This window comes from Halobellus ordinarius, from assembly GCF_031823395.1.
Lineage (GTDB): Archaea > Halobacteriota > Halobacteria > Halobacteriales > Haloferacaceae > Haloquadratum > Haloquadratum ordinarius.
On the sequence record NZ_JAVQKJ010000003.1, the window covers coordinates 137,728 to 159,960 of the forward strand.

The 22,233-nt window shown below is 65.7% G+C and carries 25 protein-coding genes, 1 tRNA gene and 1 other RNA gene; 16 read left to right on the forward strand and 11 right to left on the reverse strand.

Features of this window, described 5'->3' with window-relative positions; translation table 11 throughout:
* Positions 1 to 45 precede the first annotated feature (45 nt).
* The 3 genes from RJT48_RS04075 to RJT48_RS04085 are packed head-to-tail and all read left to right on the forward strand — an operon-like array spanning position 46 to position 2,741.
* A complete protein-coding gene (locus RJT48_RS04075) occupies positions 46 to 492 on the forward strand; it encodes a DUF5788 family protein (protein WP_311171340.1) in 447 nt (148 codons plus the stop codon).
* The gene (gene polX / locus RJT48_RS04080) at positions 489 to 2,243 is read left to right on the forward strand and encodes a DNA polymerase/3'-5' exonuclease PolX (protein WP_311170969.1); all 1,755 of its coding nucleotides are present in this window, start codon (positions 489 to 491) and stop codon (positions 2,241 to 2,243) included. Before RJT48_RS04075 ends, polX begins: the two co-directional genes overlap by 4 nt.
* A gap of 3 nt (positions 2,244 to 2,246) precedes the next feature.
* Positions 2,247 to 2,741 carry a Mut7-C RNAse domain-containing protein gene (locus RJT48_RS04085; protein WP_311170970.1) on the forward strand — a complete coding sequence of 165 codons (495 nt, stop codon included), beginning with the start codon at positions 2,247 to 2,249 and terminating at the stop codon, positions 2,739 to 2,741.
* 69 nt (positions 2,742 to 2,810) lie between these two features.
* Here the strand turns inward: RJT48_RS04085 and RJT48_RS04090 are convergent, their stop codons facing one another.
* Entirely contained in the window at positions 2,811 to 3,809 is a 999-nt protein-coding gene (locus tag RJT48_RS04090) for a cell division protein CdpA domain-containing protein (protein ID WP_311170971.1), read from the reverse strand.
* A gap of 181 nt (positions 3,810 to 3,990) precedes the next feature.
* Here RJT48_RS04090 and RJT48_RS04095 point away from each other — a divergent pair, with 181 nt between their 5' ends.
* From RJT48_RS04095 to RJT48_RS04110, 4 genes are all read left to right on the forward strand, one after another.
* On the forward strand, positions 3,991 to 4,272 hold the full coding sequence (locus tag RJT48_RS04095) for a DUF5789 family protein (protein ID WP_311170972.1): 282 nt from the start codon (positions 3,991 to 3,993) through the stop codon (positions 4,270 to 4,272).
* A 16-nt stretch (positions 4,273 to 4,288) separates the two neighbouring features.
* Positions 4,289 to 4,978, forward strand: a complete 690-nt coding sequence (locus RJT48_RS04100; protein ID WP_311170973.1) for a CPBP family glutamic-type intramembrane protease — start codon at positions 4,289 to 4,291, stop codon at positions 4,976 to 4,978.
* A 72-nt stretch (positions 4,979 to 5,050) separates the two neighbouring features.
* Complete coding sequence (locus tag RJT48_RS04105) at positions 5,051 to 5,500, forward strand: DUF302 domain-containing protein (protein ID WP_311170974.1); 450 nt, start codon at positions 5,051 to 5,053, stop codon at positions 5,498 to 5,500.
* Positions 5,501 to 5,843: 343 nt separating this feature from the next.
* The gene (locus tag RJT48_RS04110; protein ID WP_311170975.1) at positions 5,844 to 6,677 is read left to right on the forward strand and encodes an MBL fold metallo-hydrolase; all 834 of its coding nucleotides are present in this window, start codon (positions 5,844 to 5,846) and stop codon (positions 6,675 to 6,677) included.
* Between the two features lie 271 nt (positions 6,678 to 6,948).
* Here the strand turns inward: RJT48_RS04110 and RJT48_RS04115 are convergent.
* The 3 genes from RJT48_RS04115 to RJT48_RS04125 form a co-directional block, all read right to left on the reverse strand.
* Positions 6,949 to 7,022 (reverse strand) — tRNA-Arg (locus RJT48_RS04115).
* Between the two features lie 89 nt (positions 7,023 to 7,111).
* Positions 7,112 to 7,372, reverse strand: coding sequence for a Sec-independent protein translocase subunit TatA/TatB (locus tag RJT48_RS04120; protein WP_311170976.1), 261 nt, complete (start codon positions 7,370 to 7,372; stop codon positions 7,112 to 7,114).
* 171 nt (positions 7,373 to 7,543) lie between these two features.
* A complete protein-coding gene (locus RJT48_RS04125) occupies positions 7,544 to 8,344 on the reverse strand; it encodes an HNH endonuclease (RefSeq protein WP_311170977.1) in 801 nt (266 codons plus the stop codon).
* Between the two features lie 180 nt (positions 8,345 to 8,524).
* Here RJT48_RS04125 and RJT48_RS04130 point away from each other — a divergent pair, with 180 nt between their 5' ends.
* From RJT48_RS04130 to RJT48_RS04140, 3 genes are all read left to right on the forward strand, one after another.
* Entirely contained in the window at positions 8,525 to 9,004 is a 480-nt protein-coding gene (locus tag RJT48_RS04130) for a redoxin domain-containing protein (RefSeq protein ID WP_311170978.1), read from the forward strand.
* Positions 9,005 to 9,117: 113 nt separating this feature from the next.
* Entirely contained in the window at positions 9,118 to 9,930 is an 813-nt protein-coding gene (locus RJT48_RS04135; RefSeq protein WP_311170979.1) for an HD domain-containing protein, read from the forward strand.
* A gap of 198 nt (positions 9,931 to 10,128) precedes the next feature.
* Positions 10,129 to 11,418: a DUF4382 domain-containing protein gene (locus tag RJT48_RS04140; protein ID WP_311170980.1), complete on the forward strand. Its 1,290-nt coding sequence runs from the start codon at positions 10,129 to 10,131 to the stop codon at positions 11,416 to 11,418.
* Between the two features lie 127 nt (positions 11,419 to 11,545).
* Here the strand turns inward: RJT48_RS04140 and ffs are convergent.
* Both ffs and RJT48_RS04150 read right to left on the reverse strand, forming a co-directional pair.
* An RNA gene (gene ffs / locus RJT48_RS04145) (signal recognition particle sRNA) lies at positions 11,546 to 11,856 on the reverse strand.
* A gap of 180 nt (positions 11,857 to 12,036) precedes the next feature.
* The gene (locus RJT48_RS04150; protein WP_311170981.1) at positions 12,037 to 12,462 is read right to left on the reverse strand and encodes a DUF7548 family protein; all 426 of its coding nucleotides are present in this window, start codon (positions 12,460 to 12,462) and stop codon (positions 12,037 to 12,039) included.
* Positions 12,463 to 12,628: 166 nt separating this feature from the next.
* Here RJT48_RS04150 and RJT48_RS04155 point away from each other — a divergent pair, with 166 nt between their 5' ends.
* The 3 genes from RJT48_RS04155 to RJT48_RS04165 all read left to right on the forward strand — a co-directional run bounded on the left by RJT48_RS04155 (position 12,629) and on the right by RJT48_RS04165 (position 15,411).
* A complete protein-coding gene (locus RJT48_RS04155) occupies positions 12,629 to 13,783 on the forward strand; it encodes a thiolase family protein (protein WP_311170982.1) in 1,155 nt (384 codons plus the stop codon).
* Between the two features lie 92 nt (positions 13,784 to 13,875).
* Entirely contained in the window at positions 13,876 to 14,232 is a 357-nt protein-coding gene (locus RJT48_RS04160) for an OB-fold domain-containing protein (protein ID WP_311171341.1), read from the forward strand.
* Positions 14,233 to 14,382: 150 nt separating this feature from the next.
* A complete protein-coding gene (locus RJT48_RS04165) occupies positions 14,383 to 15,411 on the forward strand; it encodes an aldo/keto reductase (RefSeq protein ID WP_311170983.1) in 1,029 nt (342 codons plus the stop codon).
* Positions 15,412 to 15,434: 23 nt separating this feature from the next.
* On the opposite strand, the gene RJT48_RS04170 is transcribed toward RJT48_RS04165, so the two are convergent.
* Complete coding sequence (locus RJT48_RS04170; protein ID WP_311170984.1) at positions 15,435 to 15,665, reverse strand: SelT/SelW/SelH family protein; 231 nt, start codon at positions 15,663 to 15,665, stop codon at positions 15,435 to 15,437.
* A 102-nt stretch (positions 15,666 to 15,767) separates the two neighbouring features.
* Between RJT48_RS04170 and RJT48_RS04175 the strand changes: the two genes are divergently transcribed.
* Positions 15,768 to 15,926, forward strand: a complete 159-nt coding sequence (locus RJT48_RS04175) for a hypothetical protein (RefSeq protein WP_311170985.1) — start codon at positions 15,768 to 15,770, stop codon at positions 15,924 to 15,926.
* A gap of 137 nt (positions 15,927 to 16,063) precedes the next feature.
* Here the strand turns inward: RJT48_RS04175 and RJT48_RS04180 are convergent, their stop codons facing one another.
* Positions 16,064 to 16,744 (reverse strand): DUF7546 family protein, encoded by a 681-nt coding sequence (locus RJT48_RS04180; protein ID WP_311170986.1) that lies wholly within the window; start codon positions 16,742 to 16,744, stop codon positions 16,064 to 16,066.
* Positions 16,745 to 16,746: 2 nt separating this feature from the next.
* On the reverse strand, positions 16,747 to 18,162 hold the full coding sequence (locus RJT48_RS04185) for a heme o synthase (protein WP_311170987.1): 1,416 nt from the start codon (positions 18,160 to 18,162) through the stop codon (positions 16,747 to 16,749).
* A gap of 123 nt (positions 18,163 to 18,285) precedes the next feature.
* On the opposite strand from RJT48_RS04185, the gene coxB reads away from it, so the two are divergent.
* Positions 18,286 to 18,996 (forward strand): cytochrome c oxidase subunit II, encoded by a 711-nt coding sequence (gene coxB, locus RJT48_RS04190; protein ID WP_311170988.1) that lies wholly within the window; start codon positions 18,286 to 18,288, stop codon positions 18,994 to 18,996.
* A gap of 168 nt (positions 18,997 to 19,164) precedes the next feature.
* Here the strand turns inward: coxB and RJT48_RS04195 are convergent, their stop codons facing one another.
* Together RJT48_RS04195 and RJT48_RS04200 are read right to left on the reverse strand one after the other, a co-directional pair.
* A complete protein-coding gene (locus RJT48_RS04195) occupies positions 19,165 to 19,644 on the reverse strand; it encodes an FAD synthase family protein (RefSeq protein ID WP_311170989.1) in 480 nt (159 codons plus the stop codon).
* The gene (locus RJT48_RS04200; protein ID WP_311170990.1) at positions 19,641 to 20,156 is read right to left on the reverse strand and encodes a Mov34/MPN/PAD-1 family protein; all 516 of its coding nucleotides are present in this window, start codon (positions 20,154 to 20,156) and stop codon (positions 19,641 to 19,643) included. The genes RJT48_RS04195 and RJT48_RS04200 overlap by 4 nt, the downstream gene beginning before the upstream one ends.
* A 126-nt stretch (positions 20,157 to 20,282) precedes the next feature.
* On the opposite strand from RJT48_RS04200, the gene han reads away from it, so the two are divergent.
* Positions 20,283 to 22,208 (forward strand): Hef-associated nuclease, encoded by a 1,926-nt coding sequence (gene han, locus RJT48_RS04205; protein ID WP_311170991.1) that lies wholly within the window; start codon positions 20,283 to 20,285, stop codon positions 22,206 to 22,208.
* Positions 22,209 to 22,233: the final 25 nt, after the last annotated feature.

Genomic DNA, 22,233 nt, shown 5'->3' on the forward strand with positions numbered 1-22,233 from the left:
CGGCGAAGGAGCGAAGTGGTCGCCGGCCCAAGGGGCGACGAAGCCGTGAAGGAGTTCGAGCGAAAGCAACTGCTGGAGCGCGTCAACCGCGAGGCCGCGACGGTCGGCGCGGAGATCCCCGACGCGATCGAGGTACAGGGCGAAGAGGTCGAACTCCGCGAGTTCGTCTTCGAGATCAAACGGCGCGACACCGTCCCGGCGGGCGAACGCGACCGGGTCGACCGCGCGAAGAAGAACCTCCGCCGCGAGCGACTGGAGCGCCTCGGAAAGATCGAGGACGGCGAGGTGTCCTACGAGGAGGGCGAACGCCTCGCCGAGAGTATCATCGGTATCGACCGCGCGCTGAACGCGCTCGAACAGCTCCGACCCGTCGATCTCGAACAGGAGTCAGAGGTCCAAGAGACTGCCGACCGCAAGCGCTGGATGAACTTCCTCCAGCAGGCGCTGGGCCACGAGGACGTCAACAGCACGGCGGGCGGAGGCCGGCTGTGAGCCGCAACGACGAGGTCGCGCGGCAACTCGAAGCGTTCGCGGATCTGCTCGAAGCCGACGGCGTCGAGTACAAGCCGAACGTCTACCGGCGGGCCGCCGAGAACGTCAGCGAGCATCCGGAACCGATCGAAGGCCTAGCCGAGGAGGGCGCCGAAGCGGTCGAGCGGATCGACGGCGTCGGCGACGCGATCTCCTCGAAGATCGTCGAGTACGTCGAAACGGGGGCGATCGAGGAACTGGAAGCGCTCCGCGAGGACCTGCCGGTCGATATGGCGGCGCTGACGCGCGTCGAGGGGGTCGGTCCGAAGACGGTCGGGAAACTCTACGACGCACTCGGAATCACGACCCTGGACGAACTGGCCGAGGCAGCCGAGAACGGGGAGATCCGAGAGGTCACGGGCTTCGGCGCAAAGACGGAGAAAAACATCCGGGAGAACGTCGAATTCGCTCGGGAAGCGGGGGAACGGGAACGGCTGGGCGATGCGCGGCCGCTCGCGGACGACCTGCTCGCGTACCTCCGAGACGTCGACGCCGTCGCGGAGGCGTCGGTTGCCGGGTCGATCCGACGCTGGCGCGACACCATCGGCGACGTGGACGTCCTCGTGGCTTCCGAGGCCAGCGAGCGCGTCGTCGACGCGTTCGTCGCGTGGCCGGCCGCGACAGACACCATCGAGGCCGGGGAGCACAAAGCGAGCGTCCGCGTCGACGGCATCCGCGTGGACCTCCGCGTGGTCGTGCCCGAGGAGTTCGGCGCGGCGCTGCAGTATTTCACCGGCAGCAAGGACCACAACGTGGAACTCCGAAACGTCGCAATCGAACGGGATCTGAAGATGAACGAATACGGCGTCTTCGACGTGTCCGACGTCGATGATCCGGACGCCGGCCAGCGCGTCGGCGAACGAATCGCCGGCGAGACGGAGGCATCGATGTACGCGGCGCTCGATCTCCCGCTCGTCCCACCGGAACTCCGCGAAGGGAACGGCGAAATCGAGGCCGCCCGCGAGGGAACGCTTCCCGACCTGATCGAGCCGGGCGGCCTCCGCGGCGACCTCCACACGCATACGGACTGGTCCGACGGCCGTGCCGAACTCGCCGAGATGGTCGCTGCCGCCGATGAACGCGCATACGACTACTACGCCGTAACAGACCACGCCACAGGCCCGGGGATGGTCGGTGGCGTCGGTCTGGACGACGAGGATCTACGAGAGCAGATGGACGCGATCGATGAGATTCGCCGGGAGATCGACCCGGGTCTGAGGCTGCTGCACGGCGTCGAGACGAACATCGGCGCCGACGGGGACCTCTCGACGGACGACGACCTCCTCGCGGAACTCGATGTCGTGGTCGCGTCGCCGCACGCCGCGCTGCGGCAGGACCGCGAAACAGCGACGAAGCGGCTGATCCGGGCCGTCGAACATCCGAGCGTCGACATTCTCGGCCATCCCACCGGCCGGCGGATCAACGAGCGCGAGGGACTGGAGCTCGACATCGAGCGACTCGCTGCGGCCGCCGCCGAGGCGGGAACCGCCCTGGAGATAAACGCCGATCCCGCGCGCCTGGACCTCCACGGGGGCCCCGTCCGCGCCGCCACCGAGGCCGGCGCGATAATCGCCGTCGACACCGACGCACACGCGCCAGATTCTCTCGATTACGCACGGTACGGTGTCCACACGGCCCGTCGCGGATGGTGCGAACCCGACGACGTGCTGAACGCGTGGGACGCCGAGGCGCTCGGCTCGTTCCTCCACTGACCCGTGTCCGACACCGATCGACTCCTCCTCGATGCGATGCTCGGCAAACTGGCGACGTATCTCCGGATGTGCGGCTACGACGCGGCGTATGTCTTGGATGCACGAGAAGAGGGACGTGAGGAGGCGACTCCGCCGCCTCAAAACGATCCGAGCGACGACGAGATCCTGCAGTGGGCGCGGGAGACCGGCCGAACGCTCGTTACCCGCGACGTCGACCTCGCGGACCGCGCCGCGGACGCTGTCCTCCTGTCGTCGCGCGACCTCCGTGAGCAACTCCGGGAGGTCCGCGAGGCCGGCTACGATCTCTCACTGGCTGACCCGCCGGTCAGATGCGGCGCCTGCAACGGTGAACTCCGCGCAGTCGACCCCGAGGAGTCGCTGCCACAGTACGCGCCCGACCCGGCCGAGACCGACTGCTGGCGCTGTCGAGCGTGCGGACAGGTATTCTGGCAGGGGAGTCACTGGGACGACGTGGCGGCGACGCTCGCGGAGATTTAGGGACGAACCGACGATCAGCGACGATAACGGCGAAACAGGAGGGGATCAGCGGGAAGGGCGAGCCGACGATCAGCGACGGTTCTTCCGCCGCGAAGCCCAGTCTTCGCAGGGATCCATATCGTCCATCAGTTCCTCGTGCGCACCACAGTAGGGCTGGATACCCGCGTCCGTGCGGACGTACTCGAAGTGCGCGCAGTTGCCGCAGTAGGTGTCACCGGGAGACGGTGCCCCCGCGGAATCGCGGGCCCCGTCACCGGCCGCAGCGCGCGATTCGGAGGCGCCGGTGGTGGTCGAAGCGCCGGCCGACGAGCGCGAGGAACGGGGCGACCGCGTACCGCCGTTCGCTGTTGCCGGTGCGCCGCCGCTCGCGCCAGTACTCGACCCGTCGAGCGGCGACGTGATGGATTCGGCGTCGGTGCCGCCGTCGGAGGCTCGACTGGACGCACCTTTTGGCTTCGAGCCACCGCCGGTCTGGGTTTCGACCTCGCCGTCCGGCGTCCCGCCGAAGAAGCCGATGCCGCCGAACCCGCCGCGGGAGCGCTCGACGGGGACGTACTTCGTCTCGTGTTTCCGCGTGACGTTCACTTTCGCGGTGCCGCCGGGGTCGTTTCGTGTTTTGAAGTTCGCAACGCCGACGAACAGCACCCAGAAGGTGAGCATCGCGCCGATGAAGTAGATGCCGACGGTCAAAAGCGTCAGATCCGGCTTGCCGGCCCCGCAGAGCGATCCCGACCAGCGGCACGGGTACGCGTAGGTGAAGAGCGCGACGCCCATCACGGCGATGCCAGCGCCGACGACCCCAGCCGCCTTGGTGAGTCGCCCCGAGGGGAGGACGGCGAAGATGCCCAGGAATACCGCGGGGACGCCGACGCCAGCGAGGACGCCGCCGAGCTGTCGTTTGGCCGTCAGCGCCGCCAGTTCGCTCCCGTAGAGGACGTCGGTCGTGGCGACGACCATCCCGGCGACGACCAGTATCGCCCCGGCGAGAAACAGCGCCAACCCGAAGAGCAGTCGCCGGAGGCTCGGCCCCCTTTGTTTCCCCTCGTAGACCTCCGAGAGACTGGTCATACGGGTCCTTCGGACCCGCGACACAAAACGGTACGTCAGACAGATGCACGACGAATAGCCGCGTTTGCAACTGATTGGCCATCCGATCGCTTGTTTTCGTGCGATCGTGTGAACGAAGACGTGCAACCGCTACGATAGCCGGGTCGAAGGGATTATTGGCTGGGATTGCCAACTCGCGGGTATGACAGACGAGGAAGAAGCCGAGGGACCGGTCGTCGAACTCGGCGAGGAGACATCCGTCGAGGGCCAGCCGCTCGCGCGCGTCGCCGCTCGGCTGACCTGGCCCCACGAAGTGAGCCGGATCGAAGAACAGGAAGGCGACAGTGTGATCCGGACGCCGTCCGGCCCGCAGACGCTCGCGGACGTCCTCGACGAGATCGACGAGACGTACATCGACTCCCGGCAGTCGTTCGTCGATCTCCTCGAAGACGTCGTCGGCGACGGTCCCGTCAAAACGGAGTAAGGGGCCGGCGAGGACGGTGTCCGCCCACACTCGAATCCGCGACGTCGCCGTCGGTACCAGCTGGCTCCAGCGGTCGCTTATCGTCGGCCTCGTTCTCTCGGCGTTGTGGAGCACGTGGACGGTCCCGCCGACCGACCTCACTGCTCGTGTCGTCCGCGACGTAGTGTTGTTTCTCGTCGTTCCCGGTGCGCTCGCAGTCACGCACGGCCGTGATCTGGGCTTCCACGTCGACCGGCGGGCGCTCCGCGATACGCTCGTTCTCGCCGCGTTCGTCGTCCCCTTCTACCTTGTCGGGTCGTCGCTACCGAGCATCCGGGCGTACTATCCGATGTGGGAAACGACGACGGCGCTGACCGCGTTTCTCCCGCATACGATCCAGCAACTGATCGTCGTGATCGCCGCCGAGACGTACTACCGGGGTCTGTTGTGTGTCGGCGTCAGCGAGGAACTCGGCTTCAAGAGCGTCTTCATCAGTCCGGTGGTCTACGCCCTCCATCACGTCGGGAAGCCGCCGATCGAACTGCTACTTTCGTCCCCGACGGACGTCCTCTTCGGCGCCTTCGATTACCACAGCCAGTCGCTACTGCCGTCGGTCGTCGCCCACGGACTCGGCCTGACGCTGCTCGATTGGCTCGTCCTCCACGATCCGGTTGTGCCGCCGGAGCGGGTCCTCGCGGCACTGCGCTGGCTGCCGGTACCGCTCTGATACTGATTACTCTCGTCCGGTCTCCGGTCCAGCCCCTCAGGTTTTCACCGGTGGAGCCCGAACTATCCGGTGATGACACTACCCATCGATCCGGAGGCAGTTGCTGCGGGAGATATCGGCGAGGAGCGCGCGATGCTCCATATGGAGCACGAGGCGGCAGTCGAACACGTTCGCGAGGCGTTCACGGACGCCGGATTCGGCGTCGCGACCGAGTTTTCGGCGTCGGAGATGCTCAACGAGAAGGTCGACGCCGGCCGTGACCCGTACTACGTCCTCGGCGCGTGCAATCCCACGATGGCGGACCGCGCCCTCGACGCGAGCGAAAAGCGAATCGGCGCACTGTTCCCGTGTAACGTCGTGATCTGGCAGGAGGAGCCGGGCGTCCAGACCGTCTATCACGTGAGCATTATGCGCATCGCACGACTCGCCGGGATGGCGCCGGACGACGAGACGATGGCAGAAATTATCGCTGACACCGGCGAGTTAGTCGACCAGGCGTTCGGGAACCTCGACGCCGAGTAGCGGGGCGAGGAACCATCAACTCAGGCGGAATCGGCGTTTGACCCGGGGCGCCACGAGCTGCACTGCCGCATCGCGGCATCCATCTGTGAGAACGTGGCGGTTTCCCTGTTATGGGATGACATAGCAATTAATCGGAGAGTGCTCTGACATAAATATCTTCTGTGGAAGGACGTCACGTTCCTAGGCCGAGCTTCCTGTCTTTGGTCGTCTCCGTACACATTATATGTGTATATATCCAGTCTTCGCACGAGAGATTCACGATCAGCAACCGGGGGAGACCCCTCGAATGACCGCTGCAGCCGTCTCCGGAACACTTAGTCCCCGGCCGGCCGCACCCGAACCTATGACGCAGAGCGACTGGAGCGACTGGCTGCCGCGTGCGGTCGAATCGGCGGATCCGGACACCGTGGCGATCTGGTATCTCGGCTGTAACGGGTTCATCCTGAAGGGTCACGACGGAACGACGGTTGCGATTGACCCCTACCTCGGGACGGGCGATCCGCCGCGGACGGTCCGGATGATCCCGGTCCCGTTTACCCCGGAAGACATCACGGAGATGGACGCCGTCTTCGCCACCCACGAGCACACCGACCACACCCACGGCCCGAGTCAGGCGCCGATTTTAGAGAACACCGGGGCGCCCTTCTACGCCCCCGACGACTCCCTGTCCGTGGCGCTCGACGAGGAGGTGTGGGTCGAAGAGTACCACGTCGAGGAGTCACAGTTCCACGAGGTCGCCGAGGGCGAAACAGTCGATATCGGGGAGTTCACCGTCCACGTCGAGATCTCGAACGACCCGGATTCGACGCATCCGGTCTCGTACGTTTTCGAGCACGACACGGGCACGTTCTTCCACGGCGGCGACACGAAGCCCCACGAGGAGTTCGACACCGTCGGCGAGCGCTACGACATCGACCTCGGCGTGCTCGCGTTCGGCGCGATCGGCAACATCGACGACAAGGAGACGGGCGAACCGAAGCGAACCCGCTGGTATGCGACCGAGAACGAGGCGATCGAGATGGCGTCGGATCTGCAGTTCGATCGGTTCCTCCCGAGTCACTGGGACATGTGGAAGGGGCTGACCGCCGATCCGAAGGTACTGCACCACCACGCACGGAGCTACGCGTACCCGGAGACGCTCGAAATCGTCGAAATCGGCGACCGCGTGGACCTGTAGTCGGAACGGCCGTCGCTGGGGAATGGAACGGACGTGACGGGATCCCCGCGAGCGATGCGAGCGGGGAGTCGTCACGGAAGTGAGCGGAGCGAACGGACGTGACGGGATTCGAACCACGGTCGGACGTGCTCGCTCCGCTGCGCGCGACCTCCCTGATTCGAATCTCGCAGTGTCGTTTTCACGCCTCGCTGTCGCTCGGCGGAAAACGGACGTGACGGGATCCCCGCGAGCGATGCGATCGGGGAGTCGTCACGGAAGTGAGCGGAGCGAACGGACGTGACGGGATTCGAACCCGCGCTCTAGGGGTTAGGAACCCCTCGCCCTGATCCACTAGGCCACACGTCCCACCGCGGGGTAGCGAGGCCAGCGGTTAAACAGATACGGTTCCCGGAACACCGCCGCGCGGGAGAAAGTGAGACGGGCGGGAGAACGGCTCAGTTGGATTCGGTCGACGTCGTGGTCTCGGTTTCGGCCTCGGTCTCGGCGTCCTCGGATTCCTCGTCCTCTTCCAGTTCGCTGAGTTCGTCTTCGATCTCCTCGCGTCCGCGCTTGAACTCTCCCATCGCTTGCCCTGTCGACCGGGCGAGTTTCGGGATCTTGTTTGCGCCGAACAGCAACACCAGTATGAGCAGCACGACGAGCACCTCCGGCCCACCCGGCAGCCCCGGGAACAGTGGGGTGATAGTTCCGAACATTGCTACCAGCACCTAACCCAGTCGCGATTATAGGCTTTTTGCCTTGCTCAGGCCGGTAATAAATCCCAGTTCGAGTTTCATACGGCGTCTATCCGCCGATTTTCGACCGCTCCCTGTCGTTACCGCTCGATCGTAGCGGACGACTATCTGTCGACGCGGCGCATCAGGCCGTCATCCGGACTGTTCCGATGGCGTCGAGAGCGATAGTCCGCCCATCCAGGCGCTACCGACAATCAACAGCGGACCGAACAGTCCGAACAACACCGAGGGCACGACGAAAGCGACAACGAGCGGCCGCCCTCCCGCGAGTACTGACAGCGCGGCCTCCGAAACGGCGTCGAGACGGTTCTCCGAGAGCAGGTACCACGCCACTACCCCGCCGGTAAGGACGTATCCTTCGGCGACGACGAGGGGGTAGGCGAGTCCGAGAACGCCGACAGCGAGTGCAATACCGACCGGTGCGAGGACAGAGAGCGTCCAGTGGATACCGCTGACGAGGTCCACGACAGTCCGTATCACATAGAGATAACCCACGGTGGAAGCGACGGGCAAAGCGAGGTGTTTGACCGGGAAAGAGAGCAATATAGCGGGAAGGTCGTACGGATCGAAGGCCTGTCGTCGAGCCCTCGCTGCTGTCTGTTGCGGTTGGCTGTCGGGTCCGGTCGGTTGGGAGCGCTCGCTGGAGACCGGCGCAAACCCGTGGCCACTCCCGGTGTCGTCCGTTCCCTCGTAGCCGGGATTCCGCGTAATATCGTGAGAGTGCTGTCGGTTGTGACAGTCCCGACAGAGTGTGACGAGATTCCTCTCGTCGTGTGAACCCCCGGCGGAACGCGGTCGAACGTGGTGGGCGTGTAGTTCGGAGTCCCCGCGGCGACCGCCTTGGGTGCCGCAGTTCTGACAGGTGTAGTTGTCGCGTTCGTACACGCGTTTTCGGCGGGCGTCCCAATCATCGGGGTACGTCGGCAGTGTCATCCGCTACGAGCGCGTATCGATCAGACCATTATAACGATTCCGTCGGCTCCATCGCGCTGGGAACATCGCGGGCGCGTCGAGCCATCCGACCGCGGCGGTCGGGACCGCGGCGATCGAGTTTGTCTCCGCGACATCGGCCGAAACAGCAACACTGAACCCGGATGCCCCCGAAGCGGGAGTATGGTTTCAGTCGGCGACGACGCACCCGATTTTACCGCACCGCTCGCAGACGGTTCAGTCAACTCGTTCACCCTCTCGGAACACCTCGACGAGGCACCGCTCGTGCTCGCGTTCTTCCCGGCGGCGTTCACCGGCACCTGCACGACGGAGATGTGCACGTTCCGCGATCGGATGGCCAACTTCGAGGACATCGGCGCGACGGTCTACGGCATCAGCATCGACACGCCGTTTACGCTCAACGAGTTCCGCGACCAGAACGACCTGAACTTCGGCCTGATTAGCGACACCAACCGCGAACTCGTCGACGCCTACGACGTCTCGATGGACTTCGCTGATCTCGGCGTCCGCAACGTCGCAAAGCGGGCGGTCTTCGTCGTCGACGGTGACGGCACGGTCACCTACGAGTGGGTGAGCGACGACCCCGGCGTCGAACCGGACTACGAGGCCGTCGCCGAGGCGGCAGAAGACGCTCGGAAATAGACGATATTTCGTCGCTCGCGTCGAGCGACGGGGAGTGAGGGCTGATCCCGAAATCCGCGAAGCCGTCGGATCGCGGCGGCACCCTCTTTGCCGTCGCCGGGGTAGCTGAGGGTATGACCGAAACTGGCGAAAGCGGCGGCCGCAAGTACGATCCGGCGGCAACGCACAACTTCCCGGACGAACGCCTCAACGCGATTCTCCCGGACCTCCTCTCGGACCCCGAAATCACGACCTACCTGGAGGCACAGAACGTCAACGCTGTCACCAGAAAGGGCTACAACGACCACGGCACGAAGCACGTCGAGATCGTCCGCAACCGCGCGCTGAACCTGTACGACCTGCTGAAAGGCGGCGACGTCGGGTTCAACGGCGCGATCGACCAGGATCTCGACGAGGCAGACGAACCGGTGATCATCGCACTGGCGGCGACGCTGCACGACATCGGCCACGTGGTTCACCGCGACGAGCACGTCTACTACTCGATTCCACTGGCAGCGGATCTGCTGGATCGGCTGCTCCCGGAGTTCGGCTTCTACGACGCGAGCGAGGCCGTCCGGATGAAGGCGGAGGTGCTTCACGCGATCCTCTGTCACCACACCGAGGAGGACCCGCTGACGACCGAGGCCGGAGTCATCCGGGTCGCCGACGCCCTCGATATGGAGCGCGGCCGCTCGCGTATCCCCTACGAGAAGGGCGGTCGCGGCATCAACACCCTGTCGAGTCAGGCGATCGAGAGCGTCTCACTCAGACCTGGTGACGGCAGTCCGGTCCTCGTCGAGATCGAGATGGTAAACGCTGCAGGCGTCTATCAGGTCGACAATCTACTGAAGGCGAAACTCGACGGCTCCGGGCTCGAAAACCACATTCGAATCGTCGCGGTCAACACGAAGGCCGAGGACCGACTGGTCGAACGGATCGAACTGTGAGCGGACGGGAAAGGACGGGCCGCCTCATAATAATTACTCTCGTCTCTTCCCGCCGAGCGCTACCCCCGTTGGCAGCGCTCGGCGGTAAAAAGTGAGAGTAACCAGTATCAGTATCCGAATTAAACGGTCGTAATCCGATTGAATCCGGCCTCACTATGTCCTGTTTAAATACCCGTTCGGGTCCTGGCAGCGACCACGATGAATCGAAAACCAATCGCGACGCTGCTGGTCGCCGCCCTGGTGCTTCTGGCCGGGTGTAGCGGCGGGATCACGGGCTCGCCGGACAGCCCTGCGACAGATAGCTCTGGGACGGACAGGACGACGACCGAAGCGGGATCGGTGCAGGGTGAGTTGGACGGCGACAGCGGGACAGTGAATCTCTACATCAGCGACGAGGAGAACGCGATCAGCGACTTCGAGCACCTGAACGTCACGATCACGCGCGTCGGGTTCAAGCGCACGGCCGACGGCGGAGAGATGGAAGACGGTGACGAATCAACCGAAAACGAGACCGACGACAGCGACGAGAACGAGACTGACGATGTCGACGACGGCAACGAGACGGAGGTCGACGACGAAGACGACATCAACGAGACGGAGGTCGACGACGAAGACGACATCAACGAGACGGAGGTCGACGACGAAGACGACATCAACGAGACGGACGCCGCGGACGACGAGTCGGATGAAGAGACCGACAAACCGGAGGCAGACGAGGAAGACGAATCCGGTGACGGCGAGTGGGTCGAGTACGAGGTCGACAACCGAACCGTCGACCTGACGGAACTAAAGGGCGCAAACGCCACGAAGCTCTCTTCGCTCGATGTCCCGAACGGGTCCTACGAGAAGGTCTTCGTCTACGTCTCCGAGGTGAACGGGACGCTCAAAGACGGCAGCGACCAGCGCGTGAAACTGCCGAGCGGGAAACTGCAGCTGAACTCGGAGTTCACCGTCGGAAACGGCGAATCCGTCGACTTCGTGTTCGACATCACCGCGGTGAAAGCCGGGAACAGTGGGAAGTACATCCTCAAGCCGGTGATCTCGGAATCCGGGACGGACGTCGAGATCGAAAGCGTCGACGAGGACGACGCGGATGACGACGAAACGGACGGCGAAGACGCCGAGGACGCCGCGGAAGAGCGTGAAGAGCGGGCCGAATCGGCGCTGAACGCGACGTTCAGCGACGACGTGGCTCCCGGCGAGAACGCGACGCTCGTCGTCACGCAGAACGGGAGCGCCGTCGCCAACGCGACCGTCTCGGTCGACGAGACAGCCGTCGGAACTACCGACGCGAACGGTGAACTCGTCGTCCAGGTGCCCGAGGACGCCGAGGAACTTGAGGTGACAGTCACGTACGAGGACGCGGAGACTGAACTGGAAGTCGAGTTCGAGGAGGACGAAGAGCAAGCGGCCGCGGACGACGAACAGTCGGACGAAGAGGCGGCCGGGGCGGACGAGACGGACGGAACCGAGACAGCGGCCGCCTGAATACCGGACGAGCGCAGGCATTTTTTCGCTGACCACCGTCGGCCGCAACGTCGCGGGCGGTTCTGATCGAGACGCCTTCTCGGAGCACTCGCGAGTGCCGCCGCTGTCGGCGGAAAGTCGGTATGAATGGTGGACAGCGGGATTGCCCGGCGTTCCGGCACGGGGAATCCCGGTTGCCTCCTCCACCCCGCGATCCTTCGAGCGACGAACGTCCACTGGTCCGTTGCTCGCTTCCGCGCCTGGCGGGGTACCAGCGGCGAATCGCGTCTGACCGACCCTGCGGCCGGCGTTCGCGAACCGCCGTCCCCGAAGGACGAGGTTTCTACGTTGGCTTCCGGGGCCCGCGTCGGTCTGAACGGACGCCCCCGGCTTCGGTCCCCGTTGAAGGCCGAAAGTACGGGTGAAGAGCAGGGCCTAACTGCCCGACCTAGTCCACTACAGAGTACAGCGGGGCCACATAAGGGGCTTTCGACTCACTGACCCCGCGATCGCAGGACGCCGTGGGGCCGCCGCGGGGACGAACGTGTCTGGAGGGCGTGCTGCGGTCAGGTATCGCGCGCTGTGCAGTGTTCTCGGGTATCGCCTGCCGGGCGGTATTCGTTGGTGGCCGCGTGCCTGTCACGGATTCAGTACGGTCCGGGCGTAGCCGCCGCCCGTGGCGGCGACCACCAGCGCGACCGCGACGACTGCCCAGCGGTGGTTCTCCATCCACGCGTACTCCGCGGGGAAACTGAAAAGCAGCGTCTGGTCGATCGAGACGGCCCAGAGAAGCGAAAACAGGAGCATCGCGAGGCCCGACACCAGCGCGATACCCGAGAGGGTCACCGGGTCCGAACGCTCCTGTGCGCCCGCCAGGAAGACCACGACACCGAGCAGCGCGAGGAACCCGACGATCGAAACGCCGAGCGGCCCGGACGCGTAGTAATCACCGACGCCGGTCCCAGGGGCCGTGACGACCAGTGCCGGGACGAAGACGACGGCCGCGAGCAACAGCGACACGATCGCGCCGATCCGGGCGGCGAACGAACTCGAATCCGTGTCCATATGCTCCTGTCGAACCGGCGGGGGTGTAAGCGCTTCGAGAGTCGTCGCAGGCGACGCGATCGGCGAACAGGATCGCGGCGCCCCGGCGACGTTCGCGACCGGGACTGGCCCCTGGGCCATCGTATCGAAGGGAAACCGGTAAGCCACCGCCCTCGCGTTACCGAGTATGGAGCGCGTAGCGATCATCGGCGCGTCGATGACCCAGTTCGGGCAGCGCGAGGCGTGGATCCGCGAGTTGCTCGCGGAGGCCGGCGGCGCCTGTCTCTCGGACGCGGGCGTGTCGGCCGACGCCGTCGACCACCTGTACGTCTCGAATATGGCAAGCGGGGAGTTCGAGGGACAGACGGGCGTCCCGAACGCCCTCGCACACGACCTCTCGGCGGTGCCCGCCTACACCGCCCGCATCGATCAGACGTCCTCGTCGGGCGGCGCGGGCGTGTACGCGGCCTGGCAGTCGGTCGCCTCCGGCGCCTCCGATATGACCCTGCTCGTCGGCGGCGAGAAGATGACCCACCGGACGACCGCGGAGGCGACGGACATCATCGCGTCGCTCACCCACCCGGTGGAGTACAAACACGGCGTGACGCTTCCCTCATTCGCAGGGCTGACCGCACGCCACTACCTAAATATATACGACGCCCCGCGGGAGTCGCTGGGCAAAGTCGCCGTCAAGAACCACCGGAACGGCGTCGACAACCCCCACGCGCAGTTTCAGAAGGAGGTCGACCTCGAGACGATCCTGGAATCGCCCATCGTGGCCGATCCGCTGCGGCTCTACGACTTCTGTCCGATCACGGACGGGTCGGCGGCGCTTTTGTTCTGTCCGGAGTCGGTCGCCCGCGAGTACGCCGACGAGTACGCGGTCGTCTCCGGAATCGGCGGCGCGACCGACACCCACGTCGTCCACGAGCGCGCGGACCCGACGACGATGGGCGGCGTCGTCAACTCCGCCGAGGAGGCCTACGAGATGGCGGATATCGGTCCCGACGACGTCGACGTCGCGGAACTCCACGATATGTTCACGATCCTGGAGTTCCTCCAGTCGGAGGACCTCGGCTTCTTCGAGAAGGGCGAGGGCTGGAAGGCGGTCGAGGAGGGCGTCACCGACCGCGACGGCGACCTGCCGATCAACACCTCCGGCGGCCTGAAGTCGAAGGGCCATCCCCTCGGCGCCTCCGGCGTCGCACAGGTGTACGAGATCTACAAACAGGTCATCGGCGACGCGGGACCGCGGCAGGTCGACGCCGGAATCGGCCTCGCCTGCAACGTCGGCGGATTCGGCAACTGCGTGACCACGACCATCCTGGAGGGAGCACAATGAGCGACGAGCGCACTGAAGACGGCGAATCGATCGGCGACGACGACCAGAGCGACACCGAGGGGCAGACCCGCGAGAACGACACCGAGCACACGATGGAAGCGTCCCGCTACCCCGACGGGAGCATCACCTACCCCGGCCACCCGTACGGCCCGGGCGGCCGGGAACCTGTCGGGACGGTCGACCTGAGCGAGTACGGTGCCGAAGTCGTGACGTGGACGACGTCGACCGCGACGCCGCCCGGCGTGCGGGAGCCAAACACGATCGCAATCGTCGAGTTCGACGTCGACGGCGAGCCTGTCCGCGCGATCGGCCAGGTGACGAACGAGGACGTCGAGGTCGGCGACGAGGTCCGCCCCGTCTACTGTCCGGAACTGCGCGATCCCGAGGCGGGCATCCGGGAACCGGCGAGCCAGGAGTGGGACGGCTTCCGGTTCGAGCCGACCGAGTGATCCGGCGAGCCAGGAGTGGGACGGCTTCCGGTTCGAGCCGACCGAGTGATCCGGCGAGCCAGGAGTGGGACGGCTTCCGGTTCGAGCCGACCGAGTGATCCGGCGACGCAGACACGGACGCTTTTTGCCGACGGCCCGAATCGAACGGATATGAGCCTCGACTACAGGCGGCTCGGATCGACGGGCACGAAGGTTTCGGAACTCTGCTTCGGCACGTGGCGCTTCGGCCGCGAGACGGACGGCGTCGTCGAGACGACCAAACAGGAGGCACACGAACTGCTCGACGCGTTCGCGGCGGCGGGCGGGAACTTCATCGATACCGCAAACGTCTACGGCGATCCGAACGGTCGCAGCGAATCCTGGATCGGCGATTGGCTCTCCGGGCGGGACCGCGCGGACTTCGTCATCGCCTCGAAGGTGTACTTCGGGTTCGATCCCGACAACCCGAACGGCTCCGGCCTGTCGCGGACGCACATCCGGAATCAGATCGAGGGGACGCTCGACCGCCTCGGTACCGACTACCTCGACCTCTACTACATCCACCGCTGGGACGAGGAGACGCCGATCGAGGAGACGCTCTCCACGCTGGATCGGCTGGTCGAGGAGGGGAAAGTGAACTACCTCGGAGCGTCGACGATGGCGGCGTGGCAGCTCACCAAGGCGCTGTGGAGGTCCGACGTCAACGACTGGGAGCGATTCGAGGTCACGCAGCCGCTGTTTCACGCCGGCTACTACGAGGATATCGAGGGATACCTCGACGTCTGTGCAGATCAGGACCTCGCGGTCTGCCCGTACTCCCCGCTGGCGGGCGGCTTTCTCACCGGCAAGTACGAGCGGGCCGACCCGGACGATCCGACGCAGGTCCTCGCCCCCGACGGCTCCCGCGGGTCGATGGACGACCAGTTCGACGAGTACTACCTCTCCGAGCGCGGCTGGCACGTCCTCGATGCGATCCGCGCGGTCGCCGACGAAGTCGACGCCTCGCCCGCGCAGGTCGCGCTCCGGTGGCTGATGGACTACCCCGAGGCGACCGTCGTCCCCATCGTCGGTGCGCGGACGACCGACCAGCTCGACGAGAACCTCGGCGCGGCCGACGTCGATCTCTCCGCGGCGCAGTGGGAGCGGATCTTCGACGCTCGCTACGACGACGAGGGGCGGCGGTGGGGCCACCGGGATTGATTTGGGAGGCTGAGAGACGCTCCTTATATCGCCCCGCGAACCCGGCGGACGATTTCGTCGACGTCGTAGTCGTCGTCGGCTTTGTCCCAGACGATTTCGCCGTCGATCGCAACCGTCAGAACCCCGTGGTCGCCGGTCACCAGTGCGACCCGATCGAGTCGGTCGCCGAACTGTTTCAAAAGCGCGTGCTGGATCTCCTCGGCGCGGTCCAGGAATCCACACGGGACGCAGTATTCGATCTCGATCGTCGACATCGGTGCAGGTTGGCTGCGCCGTCGGTTAAGTGCGTTGTCCGGGTTTTCCCGGTCGATGCAGGGGTAAGTTTTTGTGCGTTAATGGTGTACACTTGTATTGGTATGTGTTATCATACCCCGCGGAAAGCGGCGCCGACTGTGTGGGAGGAGGGGGCCGAGGAGGAAGCGGACGCGCCTCACGACGAGGACGTCGTCGAGGAGCACAGTCCCGACGAACCGGACGCGGTCGACGGGGAACCGAAACCGCTCGGATTCGCTTGATAATATTACTCTCGTCTCTTCCCGCCGAGCGCCGTCAACGGGGGCGGCGCTCGGCGGGAAACAGTGAGAGTAATCGATATGAGTCCCGATACGGAACGGGGCCGCGGTGTCGAGTCCCCGTCGCCGCGTCCATTTCACTACTCGCTCGTGTCGAGAGTCCCACCCACCAGCGGCCGCCAGTAGAGAAGTGCGACCGTCACGAGAAAGACGACCGTCGAGATGTCGTAGGACAGATCGAACGTCGCGGCCGCGATGGCCGACCCGCCGCCAAGCAGGCCGGAGAGCAGCGACGCCAGGATCGGCCACGTGCAGGAGACACACGAGAGCAAGCCGAGCACGCCCGATACGGCCGCTCCCGCGGCATCGATGACGGTCGCGTACACGAGATACGCCAGAGCGAGGTAGCCCACGACGCGGGCGGGCATCAGCACCAGGGCGGCCCACGGCGTCGAGATGATCGGTGCGGGCCCCCACCCCGGCGCGAGCGTCGCGACCCTGACGCCGAACTCGCCCTCGCCGAACTGCATCGCGGCCACGACGACGCCACCGGCGACCGCCAGGACGAGGAAGTACACGACCGCGACCGCGACTGCCCGGCGGCGCGTCCGGTCGTCGGTCGGGGCCGGGTCGGTCCGCCACAGCACGAACAGGCCGACGACGACCCAGATCAGCCCGTAGACTGTATATCGGGGCTCGCTGATCGTGATTCCGGCGAGAAGCAGGTAGAGGACAGTGAGTACAACGAGTGTGTTGCCCACGAGCACGCCGTAGAGGAGTTGCCGGGGATCGATCCGGGCAGAGACGGAGGGAACCGACATCGTCACACCACGAGCGCGTCGACGACCATCGCGAGCAACAGCGCCCCGAGGTAGGCGTTCGACGCGTGGAACGAGCGGAACGCGGCCGTCTCAGTCTGTTCGTAGTGTAGCCGCACGGCGAAGTAGAGGAACAGTCCGCCGAAGACGACGCTCGTGAGCGCGTACAGGACGCCGAGTGCTTCCATCGACGCCAGCGCACCCGCGGCGACGAGCGTCGCGGCGAGGTACCACAGCACGTGTTTCCGCGTGGTCGTCTCCCCGCGGACGACCGGCATCATCGGGAAGCCGCCGCGCTCGTAGTCGTCTTTGTACGCCAACGCGAGGTTGTAGAAGTGCGCCGGCGTCCACAGGAAGATGAGCGCCGCGAGCGCGAGGCCGGCGAGCCCGATTTCGCCGGCGACGGCGACCCAGCCGATGAGCGCCGGGAGCGCGCCAGCGGCCCCGCCGAGAACGGTGTTTTGGACGGTGTTCGGTTTCAGAAGCAGCGTGTAGACGACGCTGTAGAAGACGATCGCGGCGACGCCGAGAACGGCCGCGAGGAGGTTCACCCAGGCGAACAGCGCGATCGATCCGATGGCCAACAGCACGCCGAAGGCGAGTGCGTTCCGGACCGGGACGAGGTCCGTCGCCAGCGGCCGATCGCTGGTCCGCTGCATCCGCCTGTCGATGTCGCGCTCGAACACGTGGTTGAACGTCCCGGAGGCGCCGATCGAGAGGACGCCACCCCCGAGCGTCGCGAGAACGACGCCGACCGTGAGGCCGCCGTTCGTCGTCGCCGCCAGCGCCATCCCGGCGGCGGCGACGAGACAGAGCAGCCACATCAGGCGCGGTTTCGTCAGCCGGACATACGCCCGCGCGGTCGCGATCAGGCGTTCCCGGCGCCCCTCGGGAAGCGTCGGATTGTGCTCCCCTTCGACCGGTGGGTCGAGATCGACGCTCTCCGCCGGCTCCTCGGTGGGGTCGCCTGTCTCCTGTTCCAGCGTCCACGCGAGTGCCGCGAGCAGCGAGGCGAAAATCCCCATCCCGAGCGTCAGGTGGGCGGCCGAGAGGGTCGTGTTGCCGCCGCCGACTGCGACGACGGCACCCAGGCCCGCCTGGATCGGATAGAGGACGCTCGCGACCGCGACCGCACCCAGCACGCGTCGTTCGACGTCGACGCGGATGGCGGTCACGAGGGTCACCAACCCGAGGACGCCGACAGCGACTGCCGCGAGCCGGTGACCCACCGCGATCCAGCCGGCGATCGACGTCGGCGTCGTCCATCCGTCCCCGCAGACTGGCCAGGCCGCACACGACGCTGCGGCGTCGGTCAGCGCCGTCGTCGCGCCGACGAGCAAGAGCAGATAGACGCCGATCGCCGTCGCGGCAAGCAGGCCGTGAAAGCGCGTGTGTGTCGTTTCCGGCGCCACGGGACTCATTGATTTCGACTTGGAAGTCCCCATATTTAGGCCCCCCGCTTTGCCACTCTATTCCCCCGGCAGGGACCCCCTCGCCCGCCCCTATCAGCAACTATTTACGTTACTCTTCCTAAGCCCGGATTGATGCGAAAGACGCGTTCCGCACTCGCTTCACTGCTCTCGGTGGTAGCGGTGGTTCTCCTCGCGGACCCGGTCGCCGCACAGACGTCGGCCAGCGCGGAGCTCATCAACGGGCTGAACGGGAAACTGTTGTACATCGCGATCCCGATCACGATCCTGGTGGAGGTAATCCTGATCTACACCGTGGTGAAGTTCCGGAACAACGACGATCCCTCGCCGACGAAGGAGAACCGTCGGCTGGAGATCACCTGGACGATCGCGACGGCGATCATCCTGCTTTTCGTCGGCGTCTCCTCGTACGGCGTGCTCGCCAACGACAACGTCACGTACCAGCCGCAGGTCGAAGACGCCGCGGGCGATCCGGTCGTCGTCGAGGCCGAAGCGTTCCAGTGGGGCTGGGAGATGTCCTACCCCGAAGAGGGCAACATCACAACCGGCACTGAGATCGTGATCCCCGAGGACCGCCCCGTCCACATCCGCGTCACTTCACGGGACGTAATTCACGGCTTCCACGTGCCGGAGATGGCGCTGAAGAAAGACGCGATGCCCGGCCAGGTGAACACCATCAAGACGGTACCCTACGAACAGGGCACCTACCAGGGATACTGTACGGAGTACTGCGGTGTCTCCCACTCGCAGATGTACTTCACCGTCGAAGTCGTCTCCGAGGAGGAGTACCAGCAGTGGCTTGACGAGCAGAAGAGCGACGAGTAGCCCAGTTTTCTCTCCCGCGACCGATCCGACTCCGCTCGCTGATTTTGACGAGCAGGTGTCCTCTCGATCCCGTCCGGGCAGTCGGTTGACTCGTCGGAATCCGTGCACACTTCGTTCCGCTGTTTCGCCAGCGGCTACGTTACCCCGACGTCGGTGACACGCGGCCGGTCATCCGCCGTCGACGTCCGAGATCTCGACTTCGGCGTCCGCGTCGCCGCCGCCGCGCTCTGCGAGAATCCGATCGACGATGCGGCCCGTCGAGAGCAGCTCCTCGTCGTACCGCGGTTCGCGCGCCGACGCTCGGGCGACCTCGCAGTCGATTCCGCGGGCGGCGAGTGCCTCCGCGAGCGCCTCGTCGTCGTGATGCTGGTCGTGACCGAGGACGATGACGTCCGGGTCGATCCGTTCGATCGGCACGAAGATGTCCTCCTCGTGGCCGAGGTGCGCCGCCGTCACCACGTCGAGGGCGCCGACGACGTCGCGGCGCTGTCGATCGGGTAGCACTGGCGGCGCTTTGTGTGTGACGTTCTCTCGGCGGGCGACGATGACGTGCAGTTCTTCCCCCATCGACGCCGCCTCCGAGAGGTAATGGACGTGGCCGGGATGGATGAGGTCGAACGTGCCCTGCGCGACGACGCGCTCTCTCACTGGAAACGCCCCCCAGAACTCCGGTAGTCCTCGGAGTAGTCGACGTCGAGGTCTTCTTCAGTGAAGTCGAAGAAGTCCTCGGGATCCGGGAGGTCGACGTCGAGAACGTCCAGTTTGCGGATGTCGCCGTGTTGGTCGAACGCCTGCCAGTCGTCCGGCCCGTAGGGATGCCCGAGGATGATGTGCACGTCGCCCTGCCCGAAGGTGTCCAGGTCGGCGTCGCTCGGCCGGAGGACCCCGTTCGGGTGGGAGTGGATCGATCCGACCGACCGGCTGTCGTTCGGGATCATATTGGAGTCGACCGTCGCACTCACCGGGTTCGAGCGCGTTCCCGGGATGATCAGCACGTCGGTGATGACGGTCCCCGAGCGATCGAGGCCGAGGCCCTCGGCGTCCTCGCCCCGGAGCAGTCCCATATACTCGTCCGGGTGAGTCTCGCCGGCGGCCTCCCGTGCGAAGTCGAGGGCGTCGGCGGCGATGCCGAGTACCTCGCTCGACCGGAAGAGTCGCATAGCCGAAATTCGGGGTGGTCGCCTTCTAAGGGTTCCGGTCGGGGGGCGAAACCGAGCAACTGCAAACTGACGTCCGGCGCGCGCCGATTGTAAAGTCTTAACCGCGGCGCACCACTGTCAGACCATATGAACGCCGATAACGCCGGGGATTCCGGCGGCGAGTCTTCTCCGGATTCGGAGGCCGACTCGCGACCTGTCGTCTACGATCTCGCACCGAACTGTACGCTCGAAGATGTCGCGGAGGGCGATCGTTACCACGCCGTCGTCAACGGCGTCGTCGAGTACGGCGTCTTCGTCGACATCTCCGACGAAGTCTCGGGGCTCGTCCACGAATCGAACCTGGATCGATCCTACGAGGTCGGCGACCGCCTGACGGTGACGCTCGAGGAGATCAAGGAGAACGGCGATCTCGCTTTCGACGTGTTCACCGGGTCGACCTACCAGACGGTCGTCGTCGACCACGAACCGGATATCACCCCGATCGCGGGGCTGAACGCGGGCGACGCCGTCCACATCGAGGGCCAGGTGGCGCAGATCAAACAGACCGGGGGCCCGACGGTCTTCCGGATCGCCGACGAGACGGGAATCGTCTCCGCGGCCGCGTTCCGTGAGGCGGGCGTCCGCGCGTTTCCGGCTGTCGATCTCGACGACGTCGTCCGGATCGGCGGCGACGTCGAAGCCCACGAGGGGTCGCTCCAGTTGGAGGTCGACTCGATGACCCGACTCGCCGACGAGGAACTCGCCGAGGCGCGCGAGCGACTCGATACGGCGTTCGACGAGCGGGCCGAGCCCGCGAGCGTCGAACCGCTCGTCGAGTGGCCCGCCTTCGAGAAACTCCGCGCGGACCTGCAGGAACTCGCAGCGCTCCTTCGCCGGACGGTCCTCGAGGGACGGCCGATTCGCGTGCGTCACCACGCCGACGGTGACGGAATGTGCGCGTCGGTGCCGGTTCAGCTCGCACTCTCGAATTTCATCGAGTCGGTCCACGACGACGAGGATGCCTCTCGACACCTCATCAAGCGACTGCCCTCGAAAGCGCCGTACTACGAGATGGAGGACGTCACGCGCGATCTGAACTTCGCACTCGAGGGCCGCGCCCGACACGGCCAGCGGCTCCCCTTCCTCCTGATGCTCGACAACGGCTCGACCGAGGAGGACGTCCCCGCTTACGAGAACCTCGCACACTACGACGTGCCGATTGCCGTCGTCGACCACCACCATCCCGACCCGGACGCGGTCGAGGACCTGCTCGACGCCCACGTCAACCCGTACCTCTACGACGAGGACTACCGGATCACGACGGGGATGATGTGCGTCGAACTCGCGCGGATGATCGACCCCGCTGTGACCGACGAACTGCGACACGTCCCCGCCGTCGCCGGCCTCGCGGATCGCTCGAAGGCCGATGCGATGGAGGACTACATCGCGCTTGCGGAGTCCGAAGGCTACGGCCGGGAGCGGCTCCTCGACGTCGGCGAGGCGCTCGATTACGCCGCCCACTGGCTGCGCTACAACGACGGCCAGTCGCTCGTCAACGACGTCCTGAACGTCGGCTGTGACGACGAGGAACGGCACCGCGAACTCGTCGAGTTCCTCGCGACGCGTGCCGAGCGCGACATCGAGCGACAGATGGACGCGGCAGCGCCGCACCTCGAACACGAGCGGCTCGACTCCGGCGCCCACCTCTACACCGCCGACCTCGACGAGTGGGCCCACCGCTTTACGTACCCCGCGCCGGGGAAGACGACCGGGAAACTCCACGACCGGCAGGTCCGCGAGCACGGGGAGCCGGTGATCACGATCGGCTACGGCCCCGACTTCGCGGTGCTCCGCTCGGACGGCGTCCGCCTCGACATCCCGCGGATGGTCGAGGAGCTCAACGAGGAGGTCGTCGGCGGCGGCGTCTCCGGCGGCGGCCACCTCGTCGTCGGCTCGATCAAGTTCGTCAAGGGGATGCGCGAGACGGTCATCGACAGCCTCGTCGAGAAGATGGGCGATGCCGAACTCGACGAGGAACTCTCCTCGCAGGCGATCGTAGACACCGAAATCTGAATACCGGCACGCCTCCGACAGCGCC